Raw genomic sequence first — 17,093 nt, forward strand, 5'->3', positions numbered from 1 at the left:
AAATACGAAAATGTAATAGGTTTAAGTAATCAGTCTTAAGCCTATTTTTTTGGTCAGTTCAAAGAGTTTATGTTTTAAATTTCGTGTCTCAATTAATGAATTTGGGGCTTTAAGTTTAAGCTTTAAATATTTTTCTTCAAGCGAAAGGGCATATTCACTGGCCAGTTTATCCGCCAGTTCTGGTGTTTTAGTTAGTTCTTCAATATTGGTGCGCTGCATAATATCGGCAATCGCATTGGCATAACGGCTACACGCGCCCAAAACATAATAGGTTGCCAGTTCTTGGTCATCAGGTAAATCATCAAAAATACCATCTAAGACTTGTAGCACATGCGCTAAAAGTTCATCTTCAGGTAAATAGGCGCGTAGAGTTTCAAAGTGAATATACAAAAACGGATGATGGATCAGAACGGCGAGGGCGAAGTCTTCATCTTTGGTGCGAATATTAAAAGACAACGAGGCATCGTTGCTGACTTGAGGTGTCCAGCGACGACCAAAACCAAGTTTTTCTTTGAAGGATTGATTCAGCAAATAACGGAAAGAGCCTGTTTTGGGCAATAAGTCCGTCAGTTGACGTAACTCACTCATGACCTGACTTTTACCTTCAGGGCTACTAATGTCATGGTTCTGCGTCAGATGTGCAAAAACAAAGTCAGACAGTAATGGGGCTTGTTGGAGCAGTTTATTAAAGTTTTCAATACCTTCGCGACGAATCAGTGAGTCAGGATCATGATCATTCGGTAAAACAAAAAACTTCAGCTCGCGACCATCATTGAGCAAAGGTAATGCAATTTCTAAAGTACGGCGAGCCGCTTTTTGTCCAGCCACGTCACCATCAAAGGCAATGGTAATACGGTTGTTTTGTTTAAACAGAATATTTAAGTGTTCGGTATTACTGGCAGTCCCTAAGGTCGCCACAGCACCTGCAATGCCATACTGCTGTAGCGCAATCACATCCATATAGCCTTCGACCATTAGCCAGTCTTGGGCTTTTTGTTTACGACCTTCATATAAACCATAAAGCAATTGGTTTTTATGGAATACTTCAGAGTCTGGTGAGTTGATGTATTTGGGCTTAATTTCGTCATTTAGAGCACGACCACCGAAGCCCACCACGCGACCTTTGGCATCACGAATCGGAAATATGACGCGATCCCGCAGTAAGTCGAAGTCACGACCATTGTCACTGGTGCGAATCAGTCCGAGCAGCTTTAAGCCTTCGATATCTTGCGGGAAGGCTTTTTCTAAGTGTTGCCAGTCCTCAGGTGCATAGCCTAAACGCCAATATGCAATAGTATCTCGGCTGAGTCCACGCTGTTTAAAGTACTGCTGAGCAGCGCGACTATGCGGTAGTTGTTGCTCATAATATTGCGCAATATTTTCTAACAGGTCGTATAAGTTACCTTCCTGAACGGGGGCGGTGTTGAAGCCTTCGAAGGTATCAAAATCAGCGTAACCTTCTTGGTAGTCCATGGACTGAAATTCAGCAAAAGGATCATGCTCAATCTGAAACTCAGGTTGTGCTAGAGCTGGCTCAGTTTTCTTGGCTTCAGTGGCATCGACCTGTGGTTTTTGGACAGGTTTAGCTTCACGCTTATACACCAGTTTTTTTGAGTCAAGGTTGTCTTTGGGTAGTTCGATGCCTGTTTGACTCGACAAATCCTTCATCACATCAACAAAGCTACGACTGTCGATGTCCATTAAAAAACGAATGGCATTACCATTGGCTTGACAACCAAAACAGTGGAAATACTGTTTGTCACGATACACGTGAAAAGATGGTGATTTTTCTTGATGGAACGGACAACAGCCTGAATAGGTGCGACCTGACTTTTTAAGTTTCACACGTTGACCAATCAGGTCGACAATGTCGGTCCGATCTAAAATTTGGTCAATGGTGTGTTGAGGAATAGCCATGTCGAATCGTCAGTCGCTGATGTTTTGAAAACCGTGAAAATAAGCAGAGATGGAGGTTGTAAAATGCAAAAAACCATCGAATCTAGATTGTTTTGTATACCTTTTAGGCGTTTTGATCAAGCGGAAATCGCACAAAACAAAAGGGCAAGTATGATAACTTGCCCTTTCTAAAATAGCGAATATTTCAGAGGAGTTATTCGGTTTCAGTATTGATGTTTTGCTGTGTTTCAGGACGATCGAGTAAACCGAAGCTGACACGATTGGTAAAGCTGCGTTCTGTTGTTTGTTTCGGCTGTTCGATTTTTTCTTCAGAACTGTTTTGTTCTTCACGACCAAACACACCTAAAGTCGCACGGTTGACCCAACTTGCTTCTTTACGTGCAGCGCGTAAGTTCACTTCACCATTCGATTTCACTAAATTTGGATAATTTAGTTTCAAGACATCGGTATATTGTTGCGCAGTTTGCTTATCACCCAATTGGTCATACGAATAAGCAACAGTTGCTAAAGCTTCAGGCACTTGAGGGCTTTGTGGATAATGTTCAATCACCCATTGCGCACGCTCTAATGCTGCGACCCATGCTTTACGTTTGATATTAAAACGTGCCGCATTCATTTCACTTTCAGCCAACTCATTGCTGATAAACTTCATACGTTGTGCGGCATCTACAGCATAAGTGCTCGAAGGGTAACGACGAATAAAGTCTACGAAGTTTTGATACGCCACTTTAAGATAGCTCACATCGCGATGTGCTTGCTTTAAAGAAGTATAACGAATCAAACCATCATAGTTTTGTTCCATATTGGCTACGCCACGGACATAGTAGGCATAGTCCACGTTTGGATGCTGAGGGTTCAAACGAATGAAACGATCAGCCAGTGCAATCGCACCTTCATAATCTTTCTGCTGAAACTTCACATAGAGCAGCTCTAGTTGAGCTTGTTGCGCATATTCACCTGTAGGGTAATAGGTATCTAATGCTTCTAAGTGTTTTGCAGCGTCGGTATATTGACCACTTTGCAGTGCTTTTTCTGCTTTTTGAATATAAACCTGTTCACTCGATTGTGGACCGGTATCTACCACTTCTTTCTTGGGATTGCTGCTACAGCCTACCATTGCAGATGCAATGCCAATCGTTAGAGCAAGCATTGTCATTTTATAATGTGGTAGCGACATAAAAATTCCTCTGTTAATACGGGCAATGAGCTACAATTGCGCTATTAAATCACTTTTATTTGAATGATCAAATGGCTCAAGCACAATCTTCCGATCCAAATTTCCCTGAAACCGATTTCAATTTACTTGAAGATTCTGAGGATGCAGATAACCATACTTCAAGCTCTACTGCAACACGTTTATCGTTGCAATTTCAATTGGATGAAACTTATCTCGGACAGCGTATAGACCAAGTTGCAGCAACGATTTGGAGCGACTTTTCGCGTGAAAAACTCAAACAGTGGCTAAAAGAAGGCCATTTGTTGGTAAATGGTAACAGGGTCAAACCGAAATATAAATGTGAAGGATTTGAACTGTTAACCCTTGAAGTTGAGTTAGAAGCCCAAACTCGTAGTCTGCCTGAAGATATTCCGCTGGATATCGTCTATGAAGATGACGACATTATTGTTGTTAATAAACCTGTTGGGATGGTGGTTCACCCAGGTGCGGGCAACTCATCGGGTACGTTGGTAAATGCATTATTGCATCACTATCCAAAATCGGCAGAACTGACCCGCGCGGGTTTGGTGCATCGTATTGATAAAGATACTTCTGGTTTGTTGGTCGTTGCGAAAAACTTAGAAGCACAATTTTCACTCAGCAAGCAATTGGCGAAAAAAACGGTTTACCGTGTTTATGATCTGATTGTGTATGGCAATGTGATTGCTGGAGGCACGGTGGATGAACCGATTAAACGTCACCCTGTAGATCGTGTCAAAATGGCGGTATTACCAGGTGGTAAAGACGCTGTAACACACTACAACGTGAAAGAACGCTTCCAACATTTCACCCGTATTCAAGCTCGTCTTGAAACTGGCCGTACGCATCAGATTCGTGTGCATTTTAGTTATATTGGTTTTGGTTTAGTTGGCGATCCTGTGTATATGCCACGTGTACGCGTGCCCGCAGGTGCAACAGAACTTTTAGATGAGACTTTACGTGGTTTCAGACGCCAAGCCTTGCATGCAGCAGAGCTAGGTTTGAAACACCCTCGTACAGGTGAAGAAATGTTGTTTAAAGCGCCGTGGCCAGCAGACTTGGCGACCTTGGTCGATGTACTACGCACGGAAAACAAAGCCTACTAAGTTATAGTTGAATCATCATAAGGACAGTATATGCAATTTGTTCAAGGACTTCCGGCAGGTGTTTTTGTAGGGCAAACCCGTGTACATCATGATTGTGCTTTAGAAACTACTCAATCTGAACTACAAGGCTTTAATTTGGCTTTGCATGTACAGGATGATGCTGCACGTGTGCAACAGCATCGCATGATCTTGCTCGAAGAGTTTGCAGGCTATGGGGTCGATAAAATTACGTGGATGACGCAAACCCATAGCACCATTTGCTGTGTAGTGAATGAGCAAATTGACTTTGATGCTCAAGAAGGGGATGGTTTGGTGACACAGCGCCCGAAGCATGCCCTGATGATGATGACAGCCGATTGTTTGCCCGTGGTTTTAGGCAATGCAGATGGAACTGAAGTGGCCAATTTGCATGCAGGTTGGCGTGGGTTGGCGCATGGCATTATTGAAAGTACCATTTCCAGCATGAATACTCAGCCGACATGGGCTTGGTTGGGCGCAGCTATTAGCCAACCTTGTTTTGAAATTGGGGCGGAAGTAAAAGAAGCCTTTTGTTCAAAGTATGCTGAGCTTGAGTCTGCATTTCAAACAGCTGAGCTAGCTGGAAAGTATTATGCTGACTTGTATGCAATCGCAAAATTCATTTTAAAACAGCACGGGGTTGAAGTGGTTTCTGGCGGTGATCAGTGTTCCTTTAGCCAGTCGAATGAGTACTTTTCTTATCGACGTCATGCCAAAACTGGGCGTATGGCGACCTTTGTGTTTATGCAATAGTTTTGGCTTTTGATGAAGTGCTTGGCTGTTTTAATCCTTGTACTTACTCCCCACTCAGCGAGTGGAAGTGTTAAACTTAACCCAATTCTTTGGTCTTAAAAGTTTCCATGTCTGTACCTGATCTTGTTTCTGCTGCACCTGTTCATGTGTGTGTGGTTTATCATAGCGCCTATGGTCATACGGCGAAAGTCGCTCAGTATATTGCACAAGGTGCAGAGCAGGCGGGTGCTGATGTGCATTTAATTTCTGTTGCTGCAGTACAGTGGGACTTGTTAGATCAGGCCGATATTATTGTGATGGGTTGCCCAACGTATATGGGCAGTCTTACAGCAGCGCTTAAGCAGTTTATGGAAGATTCCTCTAAGCGTTGGTTAGCACGGGCTTGGCAAGGAAAACTGGCTGCAGGCTTTACCAATGGTGGTGGCTTAAGTGGCGATAAACTGGCGGTATTACAACAGATTAATTTATTTGCTATGCAGCACGGTATGTTGTGGGCTGGCTTGCCGTTTATGCCGACGGGGCGTAGCCAACACGATATTAATCGGATGTCGAGCTTTTTAGGCTTGATGACTCAGTCAGACAACGCCAGTATTGAAATAACCCCACCCGAAGGTGACTTGGAAACTGCTCGAAAGTTTGGAAAATATTTGGTTGAGCTAAAAGCTGACTATTAACAGTTCTAATAATAAAAAAACCTCCATATAGGAGGTTTTTTTATTATTTATGCATAATGCGGGCTTTATCACGTTGCCAGTCACGGTCTTTTTCCGTGGCACGTTTGTCATGTAGCTGTTTGCCTTTCACTAAAGCGATTTCTAATTTCGCACGTGGTCCTTTCCAATAAGCAACAAGCGGAACACACGAATAACCTCAGTATTAAAATTGTTTATGGAATAGTTCTCTAAATGTTGGTTAGTACGATTGGTCAATCCTGATAAAACTTTGATACATCCATCTGCGAAAATAGGTACGCTGCGTGATCGCTGGATTACAGAAGAAACATAGATTTTAATAGTGAAAAGCTCGGAAAATCCGAGCTTTTTCTTATTTATGCATAATGCGGGCTTTATCACGTTGCCAGTCACGGTCTTTTTCCGTGGCACGTTTGTCATGTAGCTGTTTGCCTTTCACTAAAGCGATTTCTAATTTCGCACGTGGTCCTTTCCAATAAGCAACAAGCGGAACGCATGAATAACCTTTTTGATTCACTGCGCCGAGTAACTTATCCAGTTCACGACGGTTCAACAATAATTTACGGGTACGGGTCGCTTCAGGAACAATGTGCGTAGATGCACTGAGTAAAGGCTGAATTTGAGCACCGAATAGGAAAGCTTCACCATTTTTAAAGGTGATATAACTCTCAGACAGCGTCATACGACCTGCACGTAACGATTTTACTTCCCAGCCTTGCAGTGACAGGCCAGCTTCAAATTTTTCTTCAATAAAATAGTCGTGACGTGCACGTTTATTCTGTGCAATCGTCCCGCTGGTATTTTTTTTAACTACAGTTGCTTTCGCCATAATCAATTACTTCCAACAATGTACCTATTGTGCCTTAAAGCAGGGTTAAGGTGAAGTTTTTTCAAATTTATGGAGTTTCTTCACCTATAAAACAAGTTTTTGCTAAAATGTGGCTCTACAAAATCAACAGAGTAAAAATGGATGTCTAAAACTCGCGTCATTTACCCGGGGACTTTTGATCCAATTACCAATGGTCATATTGATTTGGTTACACGTGCATCACGTATGTTTGATGAAGTGGTGGTAGCCATTGCCATTGGTCATCATAAAAACCCTCTCTTTAGTTTAGAAGAGCGTGTGAGCTTGGCCAAAGCATCATTAAGCCATCTTGATAATGTTGAGTTTGTAGGTTTTGATGGTTTGTTGGTAAATTTCTTCCGTGAACAGAAGGCAACGGCTGTACTGCGAGGATTGCGTGCAGTGTCTGACTTTGAATACGAGTTCCAGTTAGCCAATATGAACCGTCAACTTGATTCACACTTTGAGGCAGTATTTTTAACGCCGTCAGAGCAGTATTCATTTATTTCATCGACGTTGATTCGTGAAATAGCACGTTTAAAAGGTGATGTGACAAAGTTTGTACCGCAAGCGGTGGTTGCTGCTTTTGAACGTAAACATCAACAAGGTTGGTAGCGTGTCTTTATATATAACCGATGAATGCATCAATTGTGATGTTTGTGAACCTGTGTGCCCCAATGAAGCCATTTTCATGGGGGAATTGATTTATGAAATCAATCCAGACTTATGCACAGAGTGTATCGGACATTATGATAAACCCCAGTGTCAATTGTTCTGTCCAGTGGACTGTATTCCGCTGGATCCCAATCATGCGGAAACTGAGGATGAGCTCATGGATAAATATAAAAACCTAATTGCTCAAAAAAGCGCAAGCAATTAAGTCTAAGATTTGATACTATGCGCCTCGAAGTGAGCCAGACGATCGCTGCTGTGGAGATCTCCGTGATTGAAGCAGGGGAGGAAAGTCCGGGCTTCATAGGGCAAGGTGCCAGGTAACACCTGGGCGGCGTGAGCCGACGGAAAGTGCAGCAGAGAGTAGACCGCCTTCATTATGGTTTCGAGCAATCGAAATCGAAGGTAAGGGTGAAAGGGTGCGGTAAGAGCGCACCGCATGACTGGTAACAGTTCATGGCATGGTAAACCCCACCGGAAGCAAGACCAAATAGGGATCCTTTAGGCATGGCCCATGCTGGATCCGGGTAGGTCGCTTGAGCGTATGAGTGATTGTACGCCTAGAGGAATGATCGTTCTCGACAGAACCCGGCTTATCGGCTCACTTCAACAAATTTTGATCAATTAAGCGCGCAAGGTACTTGACGTACTGGTGAGAAAACCACATAATGCGCGCACAGTTTACGGCTATGTAGCTCAGTTGGTTAGAGCACCGCACTCATAATGCGGGGGTCACAAGTTCAAGTCTCGTCATAGCCACCATTTTTATAGACCACGTTCCAAAACGTGGTCTTTTTTTGTCCTTATTTTGGGCTTAATACCCACCTCCAATTTGCGTTTGTTGTTGTGAAGAAACTTCCTGAGCAGTAATTTTCTGCTGATCATCTGTTTCAATTAAATAGGTGGAAGAACGTTTTTTTGAAATTAACCCAAATTGATAGCGAGCGGTGAGTTGAACATAATTTTCTAGATATTTTGCACGGTGACGTGGTTCTAATTTGAAAATATATTGTGCAAATTCTTCAGCATAACTTGGATTATTGAGTAAATTAGGATCGGTAATCGTGGCTAAATAATAATGTTGAGTTGGATTTATACCTTCCTCATTTTTAGGAAGGATGAGATAACCATAATCAAATTGGCTTAATTCCTTAAATTTTAGATTTTGTAAAGAAATAGGAATATAGTAGACTTCCTTCATAAATCATTTTTCAATCAATTTAATTGTTTATCTTTCACCCAATCTAAATTGTATATGCCAGCAAGTAAATTAAACCGCAGGTTTAATCTTTTACGACGATTTCTATATACACAAGATAAAATCTTAAAACATTTCATCCTTCCAAATACATGCTCTACTTGAATTCGTCTACGACCAATCTCTCTATTTAACTTTTTTAATTCAGAATCTAGTTTTTCAGTTTTCTTTGCTTTAGATGGCATGAGACATCCAAAACCCAATTTCTTTATCCCTAAATAACCCTTATCAACAATAAAAAAGGGCTTAAATTTTAATTTCCTCATGCTTTTTTTAAATATTTTAAAATCATGCATGCTTCCATGACTTCCACATACACTCAGTATTTCACCTGTTGTATAGTGCATAGATAGCTGAAATTTAAAGGTATGTCGCTTTTTTTTACCGCTATACCATTTCTTCTGTTTTTTTTGGACGTTGAACTAATATTTCAGTTGCATCAATCACAACAACTTCCCAATCCACTTCATCTCGATTAGGAAGTTGTTTTGGCAAGTTAAATTTTCCAGAACGGATTAAGGTATCTTCAATAACACGTGTGATACGAATTGCACTCGTTTCAGATACACCGTAACTCATACCAAGATGGAAAAATGTTCGATATTCTCTCCAATATTCTATACATAAGAGCAAACGATCTTCCAACGGTAATTTATGCGGTCGTCCTTTACCAATATGACGAGGTAAATGCTTATTTAGCTCGGCCAACATGAGGTTAAATGTAGCCCAACTAACACCGGTAAGCCTACGAAACTTAACGTCTGATAATTTTTGAATATCTTTGAATTTCATCCAAGGATTATCCCTTGAATTAAATAATTTTGCTGACTAATTTAAGATCAAATAAATTGTACGTTTTTTGATTTATGACGGAAGTCTAATGACTCATGCTGTTATAAAATTATTGGTTTTGATGTTAAAAGTAATCAGTGATTAAAAAGTTTTAATCACTTTATTAAATAGTGAGCTGTTTTACAGAATTGTAGAGATGAAATCAATAATTCGAAGAGATTCTTTTTATTTACATTGAGTTGATACTTCTGCAATTTTAATCCTTAGCCGCTGTTTTTTTGGTCTGCATATAGGCAGTACATTGTTCTGCAAAAAATTATTTTTTAGCCTGTAATTTTATTCTCTGTTCAGTTTAGCTGTGCGTAATGCATAGCTTTAGCATTTCGCATTGTAATTTCAAGGTGTTCAGATGGCGATCTTTTTGAACCTGATATAAGCGTTGTCAGGTCTTGCTGAGCTGTGCCATGCATCGTTTTTGTTGCATGTTCTGTAAGTGTTGATTGATGATTCATTTGGCAATATCCATGTGAGCGTGATTATAATTGACCAAGGCTGGACTCATGAGCTGGCATGCATTTAGTGCTGTTATGAGTGTAGCAATAAGCAAGGATTTGATCTGAGTAAGGATAATTTTCTTTATATATTTAGCTATTGTGCCCTATGTTTTTTTACTAAATATGTATTAATTTTAAACATTTAATTATCAATTGTTTAAATGCTGATCATTGGGGTGGGGTGGGGCTTGACGGGTGTTTAATATGTATAGATAATGCCCCCACAGTTTACGGCTATGTAGCTCAGTTGGTTAGAGCACCGCACTCATAATGCGGGGGTCACAAGTTCAAGTCTCGTCATAGCCACCATTTTAAAAGACCAAGCTCTCAGCTTGGTCTCTTTTTTTGTGCGTAAAAAATAGATTTGAATATGTCGATATAAAAAAGCCCAAACATCTGTTTGGGCTTTTTTATTGGAGAAAGTGCTTATACGCCAGCTTTCCAGCCATTCATGATTGGGTAGCGACGTTCACGGCTAAATGCACGTGAGCTGATACGCGGACCAATTGCACCTTGGCGACGTTTGTATTCATTGAAATCGACCAAACGAATCACTTTTGCAACCACTTCAGCATCAAAGCCTTTGGCAATGATATCATCTTGGCTCATATCTTCTTCGATATAAGCATACAATATGGCATCCAGTACATCATATGGTGGTAAAGAGTCTTGGTCTTTTTGATCTGGACGTAGCTCTGCTGAAGGTGGGCGAGTAATCACACGCTCAGGAATCACAGGCTTGTCTGAAATGCTGTTACGGTATTTCGCAAGTTCAAACACAATGGTTTTATACACATCTTTCAGTACGGCAAAACCACCGACCATGTCACCATAGAGCGTGCAATAGCCCACCGCCAATTCTGATTTGTTGCCTGTAGACAGGACCAAATTACCAAATTTGTTGGATAAACCCATCAGCAGTGTACCGCGGGCACGCGCTTGTAAGTTTTCTTCAGTTGCATCCGCAGGGCTGTTGCCAAAGAACGGATAAAGCGTTTGCATAAAGCTGTTCACAATCGGGTTGATTTCAGCAATCCCAAAAGTTACCCCCATACTTTTCGCTTGTTCAGCAGCATCTTCTACACTGATTTGAGCGGTATAGGTATATGGCATCATTACGGCTTGGACTTTGTCGGCGCCAATAGCATCGGCTGCAATTGCAAGAGTTAGAGCTGAGTCGATCCCGCCTGATAAACCCAAAATCACTCCAGGGAAACCTGAGCGCTGTACATAGTCACGAGTCGCCATCACTAAGCTTTGATAAATCTCTGCCATAGTGTCTAAAGCAGGCGGCAGCGCATTGGCCTTAAAGGCTTGTTTTTCTGCTTCGTATTCAGCGAAATACAGGGATTCTTTAAAGCTTTCAGCTTGAAGTACAACCGAACCATTTTTGGCAATCACGAAGCTTGTACCATCAAAAATCAGGTCGTCTTGACCGCCGACTTGGTTTGCATAAACCAAGTTGAGGTTCATTTGTTTCGCCAGTGCAGACATGGTTTCAACACGGTGCTGCGGCTTACCGACTTCATATGGTGAAGCATTTAAGACTAAAGCCGTCTCTACATTGAGTTGTGCCAGTTGTTGTACGGTTGAAAGTGACCAAACATCTTCACAAATCAACACACCAAACTTATGCCCTAGATATTCAAAAACAAGGTGTTGATGCCCTTCGGTGAAGTAGCGCTTTTCATCAAATACGCTATAGTTTGGCAAGTTTTGTTTGTTATACACACCCAAAACTTGTCCATCTTTCATGACCGCAGCGGCGTTGTAGCGTTGACCATCTTCGGTTTGGTTGACAAAACCAAAGACCATCACAATGTCTTTTACTGTTTTAAGTTGTTCAAAAACTTGTTGCGTGCGTTTGGTTAGGCTAGGACGTAGAAGTAAATCTTCTGCTGGGTAACCAATGCTCGAAAGTTCTGGAAAAATAATTAAATCAGCATTTTGTTTTTTTGCTTCATTGGCCTGCTCCAACATTTTTTGGGCATTTGCTTCAAGGTTGCCAATGTGCGGAGAGAACTGTGCAAGTGCAATTTTAAAACTTTTCATTTCCAACTAAATCCTATACCTATAGGGATATACACGACGATTGAGTTTGTTATAGCTATAAGTTCTACGTGGTGTAAGTGACGATAAACAAATAGAAGTATTAATCAATAATAAGTGCGAATACTATATACGAAATGCGATTTTTTTTAAGGGATATTCTAAAAAAAATCCGTAAATGTCCTTAAAAAGAACAAATTATTCTAATGTCTTTAATGGAGTGTGATTGTGTGGTTTCAACCGCTTTTACAAAAAATACAGCAAAAGTTTGAACTTAAAAATCGGCCCTTGACTGAAGGGGAGAAAAAGTTTGCCAGCAGTATTTTTGGGAACAGTCTGAACATGGATTCGGTTCGAATTATCGCGCATAGGGCAGTGCTGCCTCATTATGCGATTAGCCCCAATGGACATGTCTATTTTAATATCAAAGACTGGTGCGAAAACTTTGCCGACCAACCGATTCATCAACAAGCTTGGTTGATTCATGAGCTGACGCATGTTTGGCAAATTCAGCAGGGACTCGCTGTAGTCCGTAAGGCACTTTTTAACCGTCAATACCGTTATGCGTTAAAACAAGGCAAGCAGTTTTTAAGCTATGGCATTGAACAGCAGGCGCAAATGGTGCAAGACTATTTTCTCAAAAAACACTATGGCGAAGAGTGCTCAGCCTATGAGCAGTGTATTCCCTTTGTGGCACACAAAGCCTCGTTCTGACCCCGATAGATAAATCTGTAGAGTGATTGTTAGACAACAGATTTTAAAGTCATAAATTGCAAATCATTTGAAGAAAAATGCCAGTGGCATAGGGGAGTCGGACTCTTATTTTGAATGCAAAGAGATGGTGAAAATCGTGAGATTGAGCCTGAAAAATGAGCTAAAAATAAGAAGGAATGTCCTATGCGTATCGCTCTTCCATTGAAAGGCAAAGCCAGCCAAATTTTTGCAGGACCCGTATTCGATGCTGAAAAACAGTCTGCGATTATTCCAATTCGGCATATGAAATTTGACTTTGAAGCGGAGAAAATTGATCCGAAATTCTACCTAAATGCGGAGCTAGCGAGTGCTTACTTTGCATCACTCTCGATCTTTCTGACCTATGGTGAAGACTTGGTGATTGATACCGCCCGTTATCACCGCGATTTCCTCTCAGACCCTGTATTAAAACAACGTGTGACTTCTTTAATTGGACAGGAGGCACTGCATTCAAAGCTACATGAAGAATTGAACGATACTTTTAAACAGGTTGATTTACCCGTTGGCATTTTTCGTTATTTAGCCGAAATCGTTTTTGACTACGGTTTAACCGTTTACCACAGCCGATGAAATTATCTTTGATGGCAGGCATTGAACATTTTACCGCAGTGCTGTCTGAATACATGATGAACCATGAAGAGATTTTTTTCGATTCTCAAGACGAAAAGCAACGGGCGATTTGGATGTGGCACATGCTAGAGGAATCTGAGCATAAAGACATTGCATATGATATGTTTCAATCACTTTCCAATAACTATGTCTTACGTATTGCGGGTTTTTTCCCAGCTCTTATCACCATTTTGCTGCTGATTTCCGTGGCGTCAGTTTTTGTCCCGTTTTATCGCAAACCGTCTAATTTGGTGAGTTTCAGCTATTGGAAGGATGTACCGCGCAGTTTCAGCCTCTTGTTTGGGCTGAAACGAGGTGTTTATGGCAGTAGTTGGAAGCATATTTTTGATTATTTACGCCCGACTTTTCACCCGAATGATTATGACACTTCTGCATTTTTAGATTATTACAAAGAGCGCTTACTACATCCTGAAACAGGAGTGTTAACCCCCTATTTCACCAAAGAATTTACTCCAGTACTGAAATCATAAAAAGGAGGTTATGACATGGCACTGTTGAGTAAAAAAAATAGGTGGTGTTTCAAAAAGTATGCTGAAAAAAAGCAGGTTGGATTTTGATAAAATAGAGAAATGCGAATAACTCTAGAAATCAAGTGTCCAGCCTGCCTAAGTGACAGTATAAAGAAAAATGGCACAAAAGTAGATGGTAAGCAAAATTACCAATGTAAAATATGCAGACGTCAATTTATTGGTGATCATGCTCTCAGTTATCAAGGCTGTCACTCAGGTATCAAAACCAAAATATTACACCTCATGGTGCGAGGCAGTGGTGTCAGGGATATAGCAGAAATTGAAAGAGTAAGTATCGGTAAAGTTCTACGGACACTTAGCCAATCAAAATATCAACTTCGAGCACAGCAAAGTCATTATGAAACCCTTGAAGTAGATGAGTTTTGGACTTTTGTTGGTCATAAGCAAAATAAACAATGGCTAATTTATGCCTATCATCGAGAAACAGGTGAAATTGTTGCTTATGTATGGGGTAACCGAGATTTAGCCACTGCAAAACGACTTAAATTAAAATTGAAGCAGTTAGGTGTAAGCTATACATGTATATCAAGTGACCATTGGGATAGCTTTGTTACGACCTTTAAAGAATGCAAACAGTTGATTGGTAAATTTTTCACTGTGGGTATAGAAGGCAATAATTGTCGATTACGGCATCGAATCAGGCGAGGCTTTAGGAGAAGCTGCAACTTCTCCAAAAAGCTTGAAAATCATTTCAAAGCCTTTGATTTAGTGTTCTTTTATATCAATAATGGATTCGTTTAATGCCAGCATACTTTTTGAAACACCACCAAAAAATAAACCAAGTCAAAAAGCCTACGCAGTTGTAACGGGTGCAGGTAGTGGAATTGGTCGTAGCTTTGCACTGGAACTGGCAAAACGCGGTGGTGATGTCATCTGTGCAGATATTGAATTAAGCTCAGCACAGGAGACTGTAGATTTGATTCAGTCGATGACATCTTCGTCAGCCTATGCGGTGCATTGTGATGTTGGATTAAAAGAATCTGTACACGCTTTGGCGGAGCAATCGGAACAGCTTTTGGGACATCCTGTCACCTTGCTCATCAATAATGCGGGAGTTGGGCTAGGTGGTAAGTTTGATGAGGTGTCGCTGGAGGATTGGCAGTGGTGTATGCATGTCAACCTGTGGGGGGTAATTCATGGTTGTCACTACTTTGTACCCAAATTTAAACAGCAAGGTTCTGGTGCCATTATCAATGTGGCATCGGCAGCGGGCTATACCGCAGCCCCTGAGATGACAGCATACAACGTGACCAAGTCTAGTGTTTTGGCACTATCAGAAACCTTAGCTTCAGAGCTTCAGGCTTATAACATTGCAGTCAATGTGCTGTGTCCGACCTTGGTGCCGACCAATATTATGAAGAATGGGCGTTTGCCAAGTCGCTATTCTGGACTGGCTGACAAACTGCTGATGAACCATGCGTTTACCACCAGTGATGCTGTAGTCAAAAAAACATTAAATCGCTTAGATGCAGTCAAGCTTTATACCATTCCACAACCCGATGCCAAATTGTTTTGGTGGATGAAACGCGCATCGCCAAGCTTATACGTCAAGCTTTTAGGTCTGGGTTACCCACTGTTTAATCAAATCATAAAATAAGAATAGAGAAAAATGAATATGGAAACGCAATTAGAGATAGAACAAGCAGATTTGCAAGAGCCGTCTGATCAAATGCGAGATCAAACTACGACGCCAAAAAGTACGGAAGCTCAACCTAAGCAGCCTCTTAAAAAGGCTGTGCTTCGCCCTAAAGCTGTACATACTTACGATACCATTGTTGTAGGGGCTGGGATTTCGGGCATTGCTGCGGCTTATAAAATGAAACAAGTCGGCTATCAGGACTATCTAGTTTTAGAAAAGGCAGAGAGAGTTGGTGGTACGTGGCGTGATAATAATTACCCCGGCTGTGGCTGTGATGTACCTTCGGCATTGTATTCATTTTCCTTTGCACCTAGTCATCAATGGAGCCATTTATTTGCGAAACAACCTGAAATTTTAAGTTACTTAGAACGGGTGGTTGAGCAGTTTGAATTGCAAGACAAAATCCGCTTTCAGCATGAGTTGCTCAGTGCCAAGTGGAATGAAGAGGCGAATATTTGGCAACTCGAAACTTCTCAAGGGACATATCAAGCACGAACCGTGATCTTTAGCACAGGGCCGATTACAGAACCGTCCTTACCTAAGATTAAAGGGATAGAGGGGTTTAAAGGAGAAATGTTCTATTCAGCCCGTTGGAAACATGATTATGACTTAACGGGAAAGCGGGTTGCAGTCATTGGAACAGGTGCATCTGCCATTCAGTTTATTCCACAAATTCAGCCGTTGGCGAAAGAGTTGATCGTATTTCAGCGGACTGCGCCGTGGGTTTTGCCCAAAGCGGATATGCAGCTCAATGCTACAGTAAAGTCGCTGGTGGCTAAATTCCCGATGATTCAGCAAGGCTGGAGGAAGAGTGTTTCCAATATTTTAAATGCGATCAACTTTGGGCTGCGTCATCCGTCACTGCTTGAGCCAGTCAATGTTTTAAGCCGTCAATTATTAAAATTGCAAATACAGGATGACTCCTTACGTAAAGCCGTAACGCCTAACTTTTCGATCGGCTGTAAGCGACTTTTATTTGCCAACAATTATTATCCTGCACTGCAACAAGACAATGTCACGCTGTTACCCCAAGGTTTGGTCGAGATTGATGGGCAGAGTGTCATTGCGGCAAATGGGGAGCGATTTGAGGTCGATGTCATTATCTGGGAAACTGGTTTTGAAGTGGCACATCCTCCAATTGGACAACGCGTATGGAATGCCCAAGGTGAGCGATTGGCCGACCTTTGGAAGGATAGTTCGCCAGAAGCGTACTTGGGTACAAGTTTGGAAAATGTGCCGAATGCGTTTTTGGTATTGGGCCTAAATATCTTGGTCTATGACTCTTTTATTGGCATTGCTGAAGCTCAGATTCAGTACATTGTAGATGGTCTACTAAAAATGAAGCAGCAAGGCTTTAAACGTATGATGGTAAAACGTGATATTCTGCGTTATCACAATGCTAAGGTGCAAACCCATTTGAAAACCACAGTATTTAACCGAGGTGGTTGCTCAAGCTATTATTTGGATCAAAATGGGCGTAACTTCGCGGCTTGGCCGTGGTCCTTGGCCGAGTTAAAGCAACGTTTATCTACGCTTGAGCTAAAACACTACGATGTTGTTGAGGCTTAAAGTAGCTTCATTAATAATAAAAAAAGCCTGAGTTAACTCAAGCCTTTTAATACTTAAACTGTGTCACTTGTGCATTGTTAATTTAGAGTTCAACATATAAAAAAACCACCCATGCGGGT

General features: G+C 41.3%; 16 protein-coding genes, 2 tRNA genes, 1 other RNA gene and 3 pseudogenes. 13 read left to right on the forward strand and 9 right to left on the reverse strand.

Annotated elements, in window-relative coordinates; genetic code table 11:
- Positions 1 to 21: 21 nt before the first annotated feature.
- Positions 22 to 1,917: a DNA primase gene (locus AC4CU3_RS13495; RefSeq protein ID WP_279045089.1), complete on the reverse strand. Its 1,896-nt coding sequence runs from the start codon at positions 1,915 to 1,917 to the stop codon at positions 22 to 24.
- A 193-nt stretch (positions 1,918 to 2,110) separates the two neighbouring features.
- On the reverse strand, positions 2,111 to 3,094 hold the full coding sequence (locus tag AC4CU3_RS13500; RefSeq protein WP_279045090.1) for an outer membrane protein assembly factor BamD: 984 nt from the start codon (positions 3,092 to 3,094) through the stop codon (positions 2,111 to 2,113).
- Between the two features lie 71 nt (positions 3,095 to 3,165).
- Here AC4CU3_RS13500 and rluD point away from each other — a divergent pair, with 71 nt between their 5' ends.
- The 3 genes from rluD (at position 3,166) to AC4CU3_RS13515 (ending at position 5,663) form a co-directional block, all read left to right on the forward strand.
- Positions 3,166 to 4,218 carry a 23S rRNA pseudouridine(1911/1915/1917) synthase RluD gene (rluD, locus tag AC4CU3_RS13505; protein ID WP_279045092.1) on the forward strand — a complete coding sequence of 351 codons (1,053 nt, stop codon included), beginning with the start codon at positions 3,166 to 3,168 and terminating at the stop codon, positions 4,216 to 4,218.
- A gap of 30 nt (positions 4,219 to 4,248) precedes the next feature.
- On the forward strand, positions 4,249 to 4,989 hold the full coding sequence (pgeF, locus tag AC4CU3_RS13510; protein WP_279045093.1) for a peptidoglycan editing factor PgeF: 741 nt from the start codon (positions 4,249 to 4,251) through the stop codon (positions 4,987 to 4,989).
- A gap of 107 nt (positions 4,990 to 5,096) precedes the next feature.
- Positions 5,097 to 5,663 (forward strand): flavodoxin family protein, encoded by a 567-nt coding sequence (locus AC4CU3_RS13515; RefSeq protein WP_005400401.1) that lies wholly within the window; start codon positions 5,097 to 5,099, stop codon positions 5,661 to 5,663.
- Between the two features lie 43 nt (positions 5,664 to 5,706).
- On the opposite strand, the pseudogene AC4CU3_RS13520 reads toward AC4CU3_RS13515, so the two are convergent.
- Positions 5,707 to 5,859, reverse strand: a pseudogene (locus AC4CU3_RS13520) (SsrA-binding protein); the annotation flags it as partial.
- 174 nt (positions 5,860 to 6,033) lie between these two features.
- Positions 6,034 to 6,510, reverse strand: a complete 477-nt coding sequence (gene smpB / locus AC4CU3_RS13525) for an SsrA-binding protein SmpB (RefSeq protein ID WP_004695532.1) — start codon at positions 6,508 to 6,510, stop codon at positions 6,034 to 6,036.
- A gap of 141 nt (positions 6,511 to 6,651) precedes the next feature.
- On the opposite strand from smpB, the gene coaD reads away from it, so the two are divergent.
- The 4 genes from coaD (at position 6,652) to AC4CU3_RS13545 (ending at position 7,962) form a co-directional block, all read left to right on the forward strand.
- A complete protein-coding gene (gene coaD, locus AC4CU3_RS13530; RefSeq protein ID WP_004695534.1) occupies positions 6,652 to 7,143 on the forward strand; it encodes a pantetheine-phosphate adenylyltransferase in 492 nt (163 codons plus the stop codon).
- Position 7,144: 1 nt separating this feature from the next.
- On the forward strand, positions 7,145 to 7,408 hold the full coding sequence (locus AC4CU3_RS13535) for a YfhL family 4Fe-4S dicluster ferredoxin (protein WP_279045096.1): 264 nt from the start codon (positions 7,145 to 7,147) through the stop codon (positions 7,406 to 7,408).
- Positions 7,409 to 7,434: 26 nt separating this feature from the next.
- Positions 7,435 to 7,812, forward strand: an RNA gene (gene rnpB, locus AC4CU3_RS13540) — RNase P RNA component class A.
- A 73-nt stretch (positions 7,813 to 7,885) separates the two neighbouring features.
- Positions 7,886 to 7,962, forward strand: a tRNA-Met gene (locus AC4CU3_RS13545).
- A gap of 52 nt (positions 7,963 to 8,014) precedes the next feature.
- Here AC4CU3_RS13545 and AC4CU3_RS13550 read toward each other — a convergent pair.
- From AC4CU3_RS13550 to AC4CU3_RS13565, 4 genes and pseudogenes are all read right to left on the reverse strand, one after another.
- A complete protein-coding gene (locus AC4CU3_RS13550; protein WP_279045097.1) occupies positions 8,015 to 8,401 on the reverse strand; it encodes a hypothetical protein in 387 nt (128 codons plus the stop codon).
- Between the two features lie 14 nt (positions 8,402 to 8,415).
- Positions 8,416 to 8,808 (reverse strand): annotated as a pseudogene (locus AC4CU3_RS13555) (transposase family protein); the annotation flags it as partial.
- 37 nt (positions 8,809 to 8,845) lie between these two features.
- Entirely contained in the window at positions 8,846 to 9,169 is a 324-nt protein-coding gene (locus tag AC4CU3_RS13560; RefSeq protein WP_032031561.1) for an IS5 family transposase, read from the reverse strand.
- Positions 9,170 to 9,597: 428 nt separating this feature from the next.
- Complete coding sequence (locus AC4CU3_RS13565) at positions 9,598 to 9,762, reverse strand: hypothetical protein (protein WP_490738311.1); 165 nt, start codon at positions 9,760 to 9,762, stop codon at positions 9,598 to 9,600.
- 274 nt (positions 9,763 to 10,036) lie between these two features.
- On the opposite strand from AC4CU3_RS13565, the gene AC4CU3_RS13570 reads away from it, so the two are divergent.
- A tRNA-Met gene (locus tag AC4CU3_RS13570) sits at positions 10,037 to 10,113 on the forward strand.
- A gap of 117 nt (positions 10,114 to 10,230) precedes the next feature.
- Here the strand turns inward: AC4CU3_RS13570 and AC4CU3_RS13575 are convergent.
- Positions 10,231 to 11,856: an NAD+ synthase gene (locus AC4CU3_RS13575; RefSeq protein WP_279045317.1), complete on the reverse strand. Its 1,626-nt coding sequence runs from the start codon at positions 11,854 to 11,856 to the stop codon at positions 10,231 to 10,233.
- A 219-nt stretch (positions 11,857 to 12,075) separates the two neighbouring features.
- Between AC4CU3_RS13575 and AC4CU3_RS13580 the strand changes: the two genes are divergently transcribed.
- From AC4CU3_RS13580 to AC4CU3_RS13600, 5 genes and pseudogenes are all read left to right on the forward strand, one after another.
- On the forward strand, positions 12,076 to 12,567 hold the full coding sequence (locus tag AC4CU3_RS13580; protein ID WP_125280003.1) for a type IV secretion protein Rhs: 492 nt from the start codon (positions 12,076 to 12,078) through the stop codon (positions 12,565 to 12,567).
- 183 nt (positions 12,568 to 12,750) lie between these two features.
- A pseudogene (locus AC4CU3_RS13585) lies at positions 12,751 to 13,706 on the forward strand (metal-dependent hydrolase).
- A 99-nt stretch (positions 13,707 to 13,805) separates the two neighbouring features.
- Positions 13,806 to 14,507 carry an IS1 family transposase gene (locus tag AC4CU3_RS13590; RefSeq protein WP_004282341.1) on the forward strand — a complete coding sequence of 234 codons (702 nt, stop codon included), beginning with the start codon at positions 13,806 to 13,808 and terminating at the stop codon, positions 14,505 to 14,507.
- A complete protein-coding gene (locus AC4CU3_RS13595; protein ID WP_490738314.1) occupies positions 14,494 to 15,363 on the forward strand; it encodes an SDR family NAD(P)-dependent oxidoreductase in 870 nt (289 codons plus the stop codon). Before AC4CU3_RS13590 ends, AC4CU3_RS13595 begins: the two co-directional genes overlap by 14 nt.
- Positions 15,364 to 15,381: 18 nt before the next feature.
- Positions 15,382 to 16,974, forward strand: a complete 1,593-nt coding sequence (locus AC4CU3_RS13600) for a flavin-containing monooxygenase (protein ID WP_279045313.1) — start codon at positions 15,382 to 15,384, stop codon at positions 16,972 to 16,974.
- Positions 16,975 to 17,093 lie beyond the last annotated feature (119 nt).

The sequence above is a fragment of the Acinetobacter sp. 802_lipA genome, assembly GCF_058242885.1.

Coding starts and splice junctions, on each gene's coding strand:
- AC4CU3_RS13495 (WP_279045089.1), bottom strand. CDS start 1,917: ATGGCTATTCCTCAACACACCATTGACCAAATTTTAGATCGGACCGAC.
- AC4CU3_RS13500 (WP_279045090.1), bottom strand. CDS start 3,094: ATGTCGCTACCACATTATAAAATGACAATGCTTGCTCTAACGATTGGC.
- rluD (WP_279045092.1), top strand. CDS start 3,166: ATGGCTCAAGCACAATCTTCCGATCCAAATTTCCCTGAAACCGATTTC.
- pgeF (WP_279045093.1), top strand. CDS start 4,249: ATGCAATTTGTTCAAGGACTTCCGGCAGGTGTTTTTGTAGGGCAAACC.
- AC4CU3_RS13515 (WP_005400401.1), top strand. CDS start 5,097: ATGTCTGTACCTGATCTTGTTTCTGCTGCACCTGTTCATGTGTGTGTG.
- smpB (WP_004695532.1), bottom strand. CDS start 6,510: ATGGCGAAAGCAACTGTAGTTAAAAAAAATACCAGCGGGACGATTGCA.
- coaD (WP_004695534.1), top strand. CDS start 6,652: ATGTCTAAAACTCGCGTCATTTACCCGGGGACTTTTGATCCAATTACC.
- AC4CU3_RS13550 (WP_279045097.1), bottom strand. CDS start 8,401: ATGAAGGAAGTCTACTATATTCCTATTTCTTTACAAAATCTAAAATTT.
- AC4CU3_RS13560 (WP_032031561.1), bottom strand. CDS start 9,169: ATGTTGGCCGAGCTAAATAAGCATTTACCTCGTCATATTGGTAAAGGA.
- AC4CU3_RS13565 (WP_490738311.1), bottom strand. CDS start 9,762: ATGAATCATCAATCAACACTTACAGAACATGCAACAAAAACGATGCAT.
- AC4CU3_RS13575 (WP_279045317.1), bottom strand. CDS start 11,856: ATGAAAAGTTTTAAAATTGCACTTGCACAGTTCTCTCCGCACATTGGC.
- AC4CU3_RS13590 (WP_004282341.1), top strand. CDS start 13,806: ATGCGAATAACTCTAGAAATCAAGTGTCCAGCCTGCCTAAGTGACAGT.
- AC4CU3_RS13595 (WP_490738314.1), top strand. CDS start 14,494: ATGGATTCGTTTAATGCCAGCATACTTTTTGAAACACCACCAAAAAAT.
- AC4CU3_RS13600 (WP_279045313.1), top strand. CDS start 15,382: ATGGAAACGCAATTAGAGATAGAACAAGCAGATTTGCAAGAGCCGTCT.